We start from the raw sequence: 12633 nt of genomic DNA, 5'->3' as shown, positions 1-12633 counted from the left end.
GCCTGATCCATGCCGGAAACACCTGCCTTCATTCTGACATCTTATACCGCCGTTTACGCGGTATCGTTCACCATCGCCACAATCGTGGCCGCAGTCTCCTGGCAGCGACGGAAATCGACGGGTGGCCTGGCGTTGGCCTTATTGATGGCCGCCGCAAGCGTGTGGACCTTCTTCGGAATGCTGGAAGTTTCAGCCCCTGCGCAGGAAACCAAAATTTTATTCTCAAAGCTGGAATACATCGGCGGCGTTAGCGTACCCGTTTTATTCCTCCTATTCGCAGCCGATTACACCGGGTTAGTAAAATGGCTCAACCGGCGCACCATAAGCGCGGCTTTCTTCATTCCGGCTGTAACCCTTATTCTGGCCGCCACCAACGAGCAGCACGGCTTAATCTGGAATTCCTTCAGCTCGGGGCCGGCAGGTTCCAACCTCATCATATATGGGCACGGAATCTGGTTCTGGCTGTCCAACATCGGCTATACCAGCCTGTGCATTCTGGCGGGCGGCATACTGCTGGTCCGTCACGCCCTCCAGACGCACCAGGAGTATCTGCCCCGAACGGTGCTGATGCTGGCCGGGGTTGCGGCGCCGTGGCTATCCGGTTTCATCTATGTATCCGGAAATAACCCGTTTCCCGGCTATGACCTGACAAGGGTTGCCTTTTCTTTTTCCGGTATCTTGTTCCTTTTTGCCATATTCCACTGGCAACTCCTCGACATACTTCCAGTTGCCCGTAATGTGATAATCGATACCATCCCTGATGGGATGTTAGTGCTGGACCGCCGTAACCGCATCATCGACATGAACCGTGCTGCCAGAGAAATGCTTGGGATAAACAGCGGAGAAATCATCAGCCGTCCTTTGGAAACACTCGCCACGTCGGCCCCATGGATTTCTAACATCGGGACTATCGACGAATCACCTTCCGGATTCTGCCTGATCACTCAAAATGGAACCGACCTGGAAGCCGACGTCACCCAGCTCATGGACGGCGGGGGGAAAGCCAACGGGAGGGTGGTTTTCCTCCGTAACGTTACCGACCGCAAGCGAGCGGAGCAGGCGCTCCACCACAGTGAAATGCTGTACCGGACTCTGTTCGAGAACATGCTGAACGGTTTGGCCTATTGCTGCATGATTTTTCATGACGAGGTGCCTGCCGATTTTGTCTACCTGAATGTCAATCATGCCTTTTATGAATTGACGGGGCTGAAAGATGTAGTCGGGAAAAAGGTCACCGAAGTCATTCCGGGTATCGCCGAGTCGAACCCGGAATTGCTTGAGATATACGGACGCGTGGCCGTGACCGGTAACCCCGAAGCATTTGAGAATTACGTGGAAGCCCTGGATATGTGGTTCAATATTTCTGTTTACAGCCCGGAAACAGGTTACTTTGTTGCCGTTTTCGATGTGGTGACCGAACGCAAGCGCCTGGAGGAAAAGCTAAGAAGCGCCGCCGATGACTGGGAAAATACGTTCGACTCCATCAAGGATGCGATCAGCATCATCGACGCCGAACACCATATCGTGCGGGTCAACCAGGCGTTTGCCGATCTGGTCGAGGTACCCATCGATAACATCAAGGGTCGGCATTGTTTCGAGCTCGTGCATGGTACCGAAAATGCAACATCAGGCTGTCCCCACGACTGCACTCTTCGGAGTTGCCGTCAGGCCGCCGCCGAATTCATGGAGCCGGCGCTAGGCAAATTCATAGAAGTCACCACTTCACCGATCGTCAGGGACGGGCAATGTGTCGGTACGGTACATGTCATCAAGGATATCAGTGAGCGTAAAAAGACGGAAATCGCTCTCCAGGAAAATGAATCCAGGTTGCGTTCGCTTTTTAACAGCATGACCGAGGGTGTCGCTCTACACCAGTTGGTGATGGATAAACGCGGCCAGGCGGTGAATTACCGGATAATCGATGTCAATCCGAAATTTGAAGAAATACTCGGTCTCAAAAAGGCCCAAGTTATCGGTAAACTGGCCACCGAAGCTTATGGCGTCGCCAAACCCCCCTACCTTGAAGAGTATGCTGGAGTGGCTCTCACCGGCCGGCCGGATCATATTCAGGTGCATTTCACACCCTTGGACAGGGATTTCGATATCTCGATAGCGCCCTGGGGCGAAAATGGATTCGCCACCATCTTCACAGATGTCACCGAGCGCAACCGCACCTGGGAAACCAAATCTCAATTGGCGGCAATCGTGGAATTCTCCGCCGACGCCCTGATCGGCCGGGATATCAACGGCATCATCACCAGTTGGAACAAAGCGGCCGAAAAAATGCTGGGATACACTGCCGAGGAAATGATCGGGCAATCCAACACGCCGCTTATCCCCCCCGGTACCGATAACGACACTCCCGGAATTCTCAAGCAAATCCGTGAATTCGGACAGGCTGATCATTGGGAAACGGCCCGCCGCCGCAAGGACGGAGCCATTATCGATGTCGCAGTTACCATTTCGCCGGTCAAGGATATCGCCGGCCGCGTCACAGGATTTTCCACCATCGCCCGCGACATCACCGAGAGTAAAAAAGCGCAGGAAAGGATCAAAGCGGCGTTAGCTGAAAAGGAACTGTTGCTCAAGGAGATTCACCATCGGGTCAAAAACAACATGCAGGTCATCTCCAGCCTGCTTAAAATGCAAGCTCAGTTCGTAACTGACGAACAGACCAAGCAAATGCTCAAAGAAAGCCAGGATCGCATCAAGAGCATGTCTTTAGTCTACAACAAGCTCTATCAATCAGCCGATCTGGCGCGTATCAGCATCAAGGAATACGCCAAGGAACTGGTCAATAACCTGTTGCACGCCTACTCACTGTCCCCAGGGACGGTACATGCTGAGATAGATGTCGCCGATGTGGTCTTCAACCTGGATACCGCCATTCCCTTGGGGCTCATTATCAACGAACTGGTGACTAACGCCTTAAAGTACGCTTTCCCCGACGGTCAACGCGGCTCTATCCGGGTTTCTTTACAACCAGACAATGGGCGGTACATCTTATCTGTTAAGGATAACGGGGTCGGTCTGCCGTCGGGTTTCGATCCGCAAAATGATCGATCGCTGGGCATGAGATTGGTCAGGGCTTTGGCTGAACACCAGTTATCCGGTAAATTAACGGTCAAAACCGATCGTGGCTCAGACTTCCAAATTATATTTAACGAGGATTAGCGATGACGAAGGCTAAAATAATGGTGGTGGAAGATGAAGCCATTACGGCTCAGGATATCAAGGCCAGCCTGGAGGACCTTGGCTACGAGGTAGTCGGCATTGCCGCCAACGGCGACGATGCTCTTAAAATCGCCGAGCAATTCACGCCGGATCTGGCGTTGATGGATATCGTGTTGAAAGGACCACACTCCGGTATCGCCACGGCGATAGAACTCAACCACCGGTTCTCGGTGCCGGTGGTCTATCTGACCGCTTACGCCGATCCGGCGACCCTGGAACAGGCGAAAAAGGCGGAACCACTGGGTTACCTGACCAAGCCATTCAACGAGAACGACCTTCGGGCCGCGGTGGAGATCGCATTATACAAAGCCGGACTGGAAGCGGACCGCCGGGAATTGGCCCGCAAGCTTCAGGAAGCCCTGGATAACGTCAGGGTGTTGAAAGGCCTCATTCCGATCTGCGCCAACTGCAAACAAATCCGGGATGATAAGGGGTTTTGGAAATCCGTGGAAACGTATGTCGCCGAGCACACCGACGCCGATTTTACACACAGCATTTGTCCAGATTGCACTAAAAAACTCTACCCGGAATACTACGATCAGTTGTATCCGAAGAATCCCCGTAAAAAACAGAGCTGAATACTGATATCAAAACCCTGGATCACTGCTTATTTTTATAAAGACGCATTGCCAGCGGGCTGAAGACACCAAACAACGCCACGCTGACCAGAAGAACGATCACGATCTCTTCGGCATCCGCTGCGCCTGACATCAGACCGCGTACCGCCGTCACCAGGTGAGTTATGGGATTCACGTTGACGAACGCCTCCAGCCAGCCGGGCATGGTTTGGGGCGAAACAAAGACATTGCTGGCGAAGGTCAGCGGGAACAGTATCATCATGCTCACCCCCATCAGCGACTCCGGAGTCCGCATCTTGAGGCCGAGGGCGATCCAGATCCATGACAGGCTGAAGGAAAAGACCAGAAGCAGAGCCACCGCCAGCAGCACACCGAACACCCCCGCCTCAGGCCGGTAGCCAAGTATAACTCCCAGCAGTATCATAACCGCTGAAGCCATGGTGTACCGGCCGGTATCAGCCAGCAGCGGCCCGATGACCACCGCCGGCCGCCAGATCGGCAACGAGCGGAACCGGTCGAAAACACCCTTTTTGATGTCGTTGTTGATACCCAACCCGGTGTAAATGGTAATCATGGTCACCGTCATCACCAGGATACCCGGTAAAACGAATTGCAGATACTCCCCGGTTGATCCGGCTAAAGCGCCGCCAAAAAGGTAGGTAAACATCAATAGGAAAATTATCGGGGAGGCGGTCACATCGAATAACTGCTCGGGGACGTGCTTGATCTTCAGTAGCGCCCGCCAGCCGAAGGTCAAAGCGGTAGAAAGCGGGGACAACCGCGACGGCCGTTCCCGGGCAGACAGGACCAAATGAAGGCTCTCCGGAGCGATAGGTTGTTCAGTAATCATTGCGCAGGCACCTCGTTATGAATGACATCGGCGGAGTGGCCGGTGAGTGTGAGAAATACCTCATCCAGACTGGGTTGTCCGTAGGAAAAACTACTGACCCCTATTCCAGCCCGGGACAGTTCGTAAAGCGCGCCCGTCGCGTGTTCCGCCGCGAGTAGTCGCACCGACAATTCTGCCGGGTCCGACTCCAGGTGGACCGGGAGGCCCAAGCTCAGCGACAGGATTCGTTCGGCCTCCGGCCGGCTCTCGGGAGTATGCAGGCGGATATGCACTGCCCCGGAGCCCACCGCGGCTTTAAGCTGTCCGCTGGTGCCCTCCGCGATGATCTTGCCGTTATCGATGACGGCAATGCGGTCGGCCAATTCGTCAGCCTCGTCCAAATACTGGGTCGTCAGGAAAATAGTGCTGCCGTATCCGACCAGCGACCGGATGATGTCCCAGACTTGGTTACGGTTGCGCGGGTCCAGTCCGGTGGTGGGCTCGTCGAGAAATAACAAATCGGGTGTGACCACGATGCTGGCTGCGATATCGATTCGGCGGCGCATGCCTCCGGAGTAAGTCTTGACCTGGCGCCCGGCGGCTTCGGCCAATCCGAAAGCCCCCAGCAGGTCGGCCGCCCTCGCTTTTGCCTGAGGCCATCCGTAGCCCTGCAGCCGCGCCAGCAGAACCAGGTTTTCGTGGCCGGTAAGATCTTCGTCGACAGAAGCGAACTGCCCGGTCAGGCTGACTCGCCGCCGCACCTCATCGGCCTCTTTAACCACGTCATGCCCGAAGACCCTGGCGACGCCGGCGTCTGGCCGCAGCAGCGTAGCGAGCATGCGGATGGTAGTGGTCTTGCCGGCACCGTTCGGCCCCAGGAATCCGTAGACACCCCCAGCCGCCACGGCCAGGTCGACACCATCGACGGCTTTTGTTTTACCGAACATCTTGACCAGACCCGATGCCTCGACGGCAAGTACTGAATTGTTTTTCATGAGTTTTTCTCCGATTTCCGAAGAAGTGTAGCTGTCGATTATCGCTGAGTCAAGGCACAAATTTGGTGGCACGCGGAGATGGCGTTACAATCAAGCCATGAAAGAACGCGACGGTTCCCGGAAGAGCCCGCTCCGGCTCAGGAACCGGTCTGAATCCGGGAATATTGCTAATTTCCGTTATAAAAGATACAATATTATGTAGATGTATATGCCTCGGTTTATCACTTCGTTGCGGCGGCGACGCCGCTTCCGACCAGACGCCTAATTCAGGCGTCGTTTTGTTGTATTCCCCCGATTAATCGACCGCGCTTTTTTAAGGAGACTATTGTGCCCAAGTTTCGTGATGACATTCGTAATATCGCCATTATCGCCCACGTCGACCATGGCAAGACCAGCCTGGTGGACGTACTGTTAAAACAAAGCCATGTTTTCCGTGAAAACCAGGAGATGGGTGAGTTGATCCTCGACCGCAACGCACTGGAGCGTGAAAAGGGCATCACCATCCTGGCCAAGAACACCGCGGTGGAATATCGCGGCCATAAGATCAATATCATCGATACTCCCGGTCACGCCGACTTCTCCGGTGAAGTGGAACGGGTACTCAATATGGCAGAAGGCTGCCTTCTTCTGGTCGATTCCGTCGACGGCCCGATGCCGCAGACTCGCTTCGTGCTGAAGCAGGCGATGGAAAAGAAGCTGAAGCCCATCGTCGTCATCACCAAGATGGACCGGCCGACGCGCCGTATCAAGGAAGTCCTGTCCATGACGCAGGACCTGTTCCTAGAACTGGCGACGGAGGATGCACAGCTTGATTTCCCGGTGATCTACTCCAGTTCCCGCGGCGGTTTCGCTGTGACCGATCCGGAAGCGGAAGGTAAGGACCTGGTGCCGCTCTTCGAATGCATTTTAAAGAACATACCGCCGCCGGAGATCGACGAAGGCCCGCTGCAGATGCTCATCTCCAACCTGGATTATTCCACCCATAAAGGCCGTATAGCCATCGGTCGTATCCACCGCGGCACCATAGCCCCCAGGGACCCGGTAGTGGTCATTGACAAGAATGGCGAGACTCGGCGTTATCAGGTCAATGAGGTCTTCACCCATATGGGACTGGCCCGCGTGGAAACCAACCTGGCCGAGGCCGGGGACATCGTTGCCATCACCGGACTGGAAGAAGTCAACATCGGCGACACCGTGGCTAATCCGGAACGCCCCGAAGCCCTGCCCGGAATCGTCATCGGCGAACCCACGGTTAAGATGACCTTCGGCGTAAATACCTCGCCGTTCGGCGGCCGTGAGGGCAAGTACTGCACCTCCCGCCAGCTTCGATCACGCCTTTACCGCGAACTGGAAACAAATATCAGCCTGCGTGTAGAAGATACCGATTCACCCGACGTCCTGATGGTGTCCGGCCGCGGCGAACTGCACCTGTCCATTTTGATCGAGACCCTGAGGCGCGAGGGCTACGAGTTGGAGCTTTCCAAGCCGGAGGCTATTACCAAAACCGTCGACGGCAAGGTTATGGAACCAATGGAAGCCCTTACCATCGATACCGCCGAAGAATGCATCGGGGAACTGACCGAGATGCTGGCCAAGCGCAAAGGCCGTATGACCAACCTGCATCATGACGGATTGGGCAACGTACGCATGGAATATCACATACCCACCCGGGGTCTTATCGGCTTCAGGAGCAGCTTTTTAACTTCCACTCGCGGCCGCGGCGTGATGAACACTCTCTTCCTGGATTACGAACCATGGCAGGGCGAGGTCGGCAGTACCCGCAGCGGCGTGCTGATCGCTTCCCAGGCTGGAACCGCGGTCACCTATGGCCTGAACAATGCCCAGGAACGCGGCATACTTTTCACCGAACCGATGACTGAAGTTTATGAAGGTATGATCGTCGGATTACACGCCCGCGGCTCCGACCTGGCGGTCAACGTTACAAAAGAAAAGAAGATGACCAACATCCGGTCTTCGACTTCCGATATTTCCGTCAAGCTGACCACTCCTATGAAACTATCGCTCGAAGAATCCCTCGATTTCATCGAGGACGATGAGTTGGTGGAAGTAACCCCCAAGAACATCCGGCTGCGCAAGAAGCTGCTTTCCGCCCACGACCGCAGACGAGCCGAATAGCAGGATTTTGCCAGCCGATGAATGAGTCGTTCGAGATCATCACCGTACGGATTACAGGCTTCGGCGAGTTCGGTGACGTCATTGGCGAGTACGACGACAAAAGGGTCAACGTTTTCGGCGGTATCCCCGGCGAGACGGTGACGGCGCGGGTCATCCGAAGCAATGACGACGGCATTGATGCTGTCGTCGAGAGCGTCATCGAACCTTCTCCTCACCGCCGCTCCCCGGTCTGCCAACATTTCGGCGAATGCTCCGGCTGCCAATGGCAGCATATAGACTACCGGCACCAGCTTGAACTCAAACACGCACTAGTCGAACGGGCGCTCAGGGCTAAAGACATCGATACGGTTATTCAGCCGGCTTTATCCTCGCCGGTTGAATTCGGTTACCGCAATCACGCGCGTCTCACGGTGCGCCGCCGCATGAACCGGTTCGGCTTCATCAACCGCGTCACACGACGTTTCGTTCCCGTGGACCAATGCCCCATCATGGCCGAGGGCGTAAATAGCCTCATGGCCGCTTTGGAAGGCCGCTGCGCCGAGACGACCCAGTTCTCCATCCGCTATGGGGTAAACACCGATTCCTACCTCATCCAACCCAAGCTGAAAAACCCGGATGTCACCGTCATCACCGGGCAAACCTATTACCACGAGATCCTTTCCGGACACCGGTTCCGGGTGTCTTCACCGGCTTTTTTCCAGGTGAACACATCCCAAGCCGAACGCCTGGCCGATCTCATCCGGAACCGGTTGAGCCTAACGGGCGGTGAGACCCTTATCGACGCTTACGCCGGTGTCGGGACCTTTGCCGTTCTGCTGGCGCCGTACGTCAAAAAGGCCATCGCCATCGAAGAATCCGGCGCGGCGATAAAAGACGCCCGGGAGAACGTCCGCGGCCTCCACAACGTCGAACTACTCGAAGCAAAGACGGAATCGGTGCTGCCTCACCTGGGCAGGCTGGCCGACGCCATAATAATCGACCCTTCACGCACCGGTTGCCATCCGGCTGCGCTGAAAACCCTGAATTTTTATCCGCCGAAACGTCTAGTTTATGTTTCCTGCAATCCCGAAGCCTTGGCCCGCGATCTGCGGGTATTGACCCACGGTCCTTACGAGATAGAGGACATCACACCGGTAGACCTTTTTCCGCAGACCTACCATGTAGAGACAGTGGCCACATTGAGATCGACCCCCGAAAAAGAACAAGCTTTTCTGAATCGTCAAAATCTCATTCTGGCCTCCGCCTCACCCCGCCGCAGCGAAATACTCACCGCCATGGGGTTGAAGTTCGAGACCGTGGCGTCCAACGTCCCCGAAACACCGACCGAAGGTCTGTCACCGGAGGAACAAGCTGTCGCTCATGCTCGCGCCAAGGCGGCGGCAGTGGCGGTAAACTGCGAAAGCGGCACTGTCATTGCCGCCGACACCATCGTGGTCATGGGTGACGAAATATTGGGCAAACCAGGATCGCCGGAAGCGGCAACCGACATGCTGAAGAAACTCCGCGGCAAGTCCCACCGCGTCATCACCGCGATAGCCGTCACCGACGCCGCCACCGGCGAAACGGTCTCGGACCACCTCGCCAGCCAGGTCACTATGCGGCATTACACCGACCAGGAAATCGAGGTTTATGTCAACAGCGACAGCCCGCTGGATAAAGCCGGGGCTTACGGCATCCAGGATAAAGAATTCAATCCCGTCGCCCGTATCAAAGGCTGTTACTCGAACGTGGTAGGCTTGCCGCCTTGCCTGATGCTGGACCTGCTCTTAACAATCGGCGTCCACCCGGCGCTATCGTCGAACTGGCGACCTGACGGCGATTGCCCGGATTGTAAGAAATGGCAGTGCGGTTAGTTTGGAAACGCCCTCTTCAACACCCGTAATACCCTGAGCGTAACCCACTTGCTCGGTTCACCTTTAACTTCGATGCCTGACCATAGCTTTCCATTGTAGCTGTAATCCATCGCCCAGCGTCCCTGATCATCCTGCTTGTCGAGGACCAGCTTCCAGGTTTTTTCCAGCCGGAGGTCCCCACCGCCACCCAACACCGTCAAAACTTCAATAAGCTCCAACAGATCCGCGACGTACAGCAGTGGGAAGCCGAATTTGAACCAATTGCCGCTGGCTTTAGTTTTATCACGTGTAGGAAAGTCGCAAACAGTCAGATCGGTGTTCAACAAGAACTGCCGGCCTCGATCTATGGCAGAATCCATCGCCAATGTACGCTGACCACCAGGTACGCTTCCAAGAGCCCGCATCGCCTTGACAGCGCCCCACGCACAGGGTTTATTAGCGTTGGCGCTGCAGATAAATCCCGGTCCCGTGGTATAGTGGTAATACCTGGCCGATTCCTCACTTCCCGCTTCCGCTATGCCCTCACCAGTTATCATTCTGGCTTGCCAATCGATAGCCGCGGTCACCCGTAAGTCGTCTCCAAAACCCAGGGCAAACATCGCCGCACCCAGATACCCGGCGTGACAATGAAGGAATCCGGAATTGGTGCCGTTGTAGCTGAACCAACCGACCGGTGATACAGTATGATCTAACAGGTACGCTGCCGCCTGCCGCACCCTCGGCTCAGACTTGTCGGCGCCCATCTGCGCCAGCGTCACGAGCGACCACACCGAGCCTGTATACTTCGGCCCGTAACCGCCGCCGGGTTTTACCCAATAGCCAGTTGGTCTCTGGTTATCCAACACAGCCGTTATCGTACCCGTGGTCATAGCCTTCGTTTTGGCTTCGAGTAGTTCGGAGGAATCCTGCGGCAAGCCAACGATATCGCGGAGGGCCAGATAGCGAACGGCGGGGTTTTCAGTGTCCGGTTCGAGCAGCCAGGAAAGAGAATCACCTTTGAGCATGGATTGCCACTGTGTCATATCTCCTCCTTCAACCGGAAACAGATAGGTGGCTAGTTCTTGGCGGCAGAATCATCGATGTCATGCTGCCACATCCATTTCAAAGAGCTGATCACGCCCCAGATAATCATTATGATCCCCGCAACACCCAGGAAAAACAGAAATGGAACCATGCTGGCTACAACCACCAGTACAACACCGACACCCACTACCGCCACACTTTGTAATAGTGCCTTCTTGATGATGGCTATGCTCCATCCCGGAACTTGCTGGTAATCGGCAATCGCCTGTCGCGGCCGAAGGCCTTGGGGGATATCTTCACCCCAGGGGGCGCCTGGCGCCTTTTATACTCGGACGAATCGACAAGCCTTGCCACCTTCCTGACTATTGCTTCATCGTAGCCCTGGGCGACGATCTGTTCGACGCCCTTATCCTCTTCGACATAGGCCAGGAGGATGGGATCGAGCAGGTCATATTCAGGAAGGCTGTCCGAGTCCTTCTGTTCCGGCCGCAGTTCCGCCGATGGGACGCGGGTGATAACCTCTTCCGGTATCAATTTACGACCGGCTTTGGTGTTCCGGTAGCGGCAGAGCTTGTAGACCAGCGTCTTAGACACGTCCTTGATGATGGCAAAGCCGCCGGCCATGTCGCCGTAAAGGGTAGTGTAGCCGGTGGCGACCTCGCTCTTGTTACCGGTGTTCATGACCAGCCAGCCGAACTTGTTGGAAAGTGCCATCAGCAGGTTACCGCGGATACGCGCCTGGACGTTCTCTTCGGTCACGTCCGGTTTGACGTCCTTGAAAACGTCCGACAGGCTGTCAAGGTATGCTTGGTAGGCTTTTTCAATAGGGATGGTGAAGGTCCTGATACCCAGGTTGGCGGCGAGTTGACCCGCGTATTCAGCACTCTGTGGTGAGGAGAAACGTGAAGGCATGATGAGACCGTGAACCGCGTCCGGTCCCAGCGCGTCCACGGCGACAGCAGCCACGATGGAAGAATCGACGCCGCCTGAAAGCCCGATGATGACGCCTTTAAAACCGTTCTTATGTATGTAATCCCGGGTCCCCGTCACCAGCGCTTCATATACTTCAGCTTCGGGTTCGAGTAAAGGGGCGACTCGTGTTTCGAGGCGGAGGAGGGAATTGGTGAACCGTGCATCACTAACGGATATCTGTTGACTGGGGCAATCACATTCCAGTTGGGTCTGTCCTTTACGCCAGCGTGTATCCTGAAGGCGGGCCTGAGATACGCTTTTGATGTCGATATCGGCTATCAGCAGTTCTGCCTCGAACTGTCCAGCGCGAGCGACGATTTTGCCCCGTTCATCGAAGATGACGGATGCGCCGTCGAATACCAATTCATCCTGCCCACCGACCATATTGCAAAATGCCACGGCGGCGACGTTGTCCGTGGCGCGCGCCCCCAGCATGCGTTCCCGCACCATATGCTTGCCGTGATGATAAGGCGAGGCGCTGATATTCAGCACCAGCTCGGCGCCGGCGCTGGCCTGCACCGTAACCGGGCCAGCTTCATACCAGATATCCTCACAAACGCTGAACCCGACACCGACACCGGCGATACCAAAGACCGGGCAAACATTCCCGGCGTGGAAATAACGTTTCTCGTCGAAAACGCCATAATTGGGCAGATATACCTTGTGATACACGGCCGACAGCCTGCCGTCGTGGATGATGGCTGCGGCATTGCGCAGGCCGCTTTTACGGTCAACGAACCCGACGACGGCGGTGATCTCGCGGGTTGCTTCGATGACCTTATCTAACGCCTTCAGGTTAGCATCGATAAAACTGGATTTCAACAACAAGTCTTCCGGCGGGTAGCCGGTGATGACCAGTTCCGGAAAAGCGATGATATCCGCCCCGGCCGCCCTGGCTTTTTCGATATTTTCGGTGATAAGACGGACATTGCCCCTGAAATCCCCGACCGTAGGGTTGACCTGAGCGAGCGCGATACGAAGTTGTTTCATATGCAGCTAATCGTATGAGGCTG

At 55.6% G+C, this 12633-nt stretch carries 9 protein-coding genes; 4 read left to right on the top strand and 5 right to left on the bottom strand.

What is annotated here, in order from left to right:
- Positions 1 to 9: 9 nt before the first annotated feature.
- Positions 10 to 3174, top strand: a complete 3165-nt coding sequence (locus ABFB09_RS04170) for a PAS domain S-box protein (protein WP_347000117.1) — start codon at positions 10 to 12, stop codon at positions 3172 to 3174.
- Positions 3175 to 3176: 2 nt separating this feature from the next.
- Positions 3177 to 3812, top strand: a complete 636-nt coding sequence (locus ABFB09_RS04165) for a response regulator (protein WP_347000116.1) — start codon at positions 3177 to 3179, stop codon at positions 3810 to 3812.
- A gap of 22 nt (positions 3813 to 3834) precedes the next feature.
- On the opposite strand, the gene ABFB09_RS04160 is transcribed toward ABFB09_RS04165, so the two are convergent.
- Together ABFB09_RS04160 and ABFB09_RS04155 are read right to left on the bottom strand one after the other, a co-directional pair.
- Complete coding sequence (locus tag ABFB09_RS04160) at positions 3835 to 4662, bottom strand: ABC transporter permease (RefSeq protein ID WP_347000114.1); 828 nt, start codon at positions 4660 to 4662, stop codon at positions 3835 to 3837.
- On the bottom strand, positions 4659 to 5636 hold the full coding sequence (locus tag ABFB09_RS04155) for an ATP-binding cassette domain-containing protein (RefSeq protein WP_347000112.1): 978 nt from the start codon (positions 5634 to 5636) through the stop codon (positions 4659 to 4661). The genes ABFB09_RS04160 and ABFB09_RS04155 overlap by 4 nt, the downstream gene beginning before the upstream one ends.
- Positions 5637 to 5963: 327 nt before the next feature.
- Between ABFB09_RS04155 and typA the strand changes: the two genes are divergently transcribed.
- Together typA and ABFB09_RS04145 are read left to right on the top strand one after the other, a co-directional pair.
- Complete coding sequence (typA, locus tag ABFB09_RS04150) at positions 5964 to 7772, top strand: translational GTPase TypA (RefSeq protein WP_347000111.1); 1809 nt, start codon at positions 5964 to 5966, stop codon at positions 7770 to 7772.
- 17 nt (positions 7773 to 7789) lie between these two features.
- Positions 7790 to 9625 carry a Maf family nucleotide pyrophosphatase gene (locus tag ABFB09_RS04145; protein ID WP_347000110.1) on the top strand — a complete coding sequence of 612 codons (1836 nt, stop codon included), beginning with the start codon at positions 7790 to 7792 and terminating at the stop codon, positions 9623 to 9625.
- Here ABFB09_RS04145 and ABFB09_RS04140 read toward each other — a convergent pair.
- Genes ABFB09_RS04140 through ABFB09_RS04130 form a run of 3 tightly spaced genes read right to left on the bottom strand, consistent with a single transcriptional unit; the run spans position 9622 to position 12610 of the window.
- Entirely contained in the window at positions 9622 to 10647 is a 1026-nt protein-coding gene (locus tag ABFB09_RS04140) for a nitrogen fixation protein NifH (protein WP_347000109.1), read from the bottom strand. The two genes, ABFB09_RS04145 and ABFB09_RS04140, sit on opposite strands and share 4 nt — an antisense overlap.
- A 32-nt stretch (positions 10648 to 10679) precedes the next feature.
- A complete protein-coding gene (locus tag ABFB09_RS04135; protein ID WP_347000107.1) occupies positions 10680 to 10844 on the bottom strand; it encodes a hypothetical protein in 165 nt (54 codons plus the stop codon).
- A 29-nt stretch (positions 10845 to 10873) separates the two neighbouring features.
- Positions 10874 to 12610 (bottom strand): NAD+ synthase, encoded by a 1737-nt coding sequence (locus tag ABFB09_RS04130; protein WP_347000106.1) that lies wholly within the window; start codon positions 12608 to 12610, stop codon positions 10874 to 10876.
- Positions 12611 to 12633 lie beyond the last annotated feature (23 nt).

The sequence above is a fragment of the Dehalogenimonas sp. THU2 genome (assembly GCF_039749495.1).
In the GTDB taxonomy this organism is placed as follows: Bacteria; Chloroflexota; Dehalococcoidia; order Dehalococcoidales; family Dehalococcoidaceae; genus Dehalogenimonas.
This window is presented reverse-complemented; position numbering and strand designations above follow the sequence as displayed.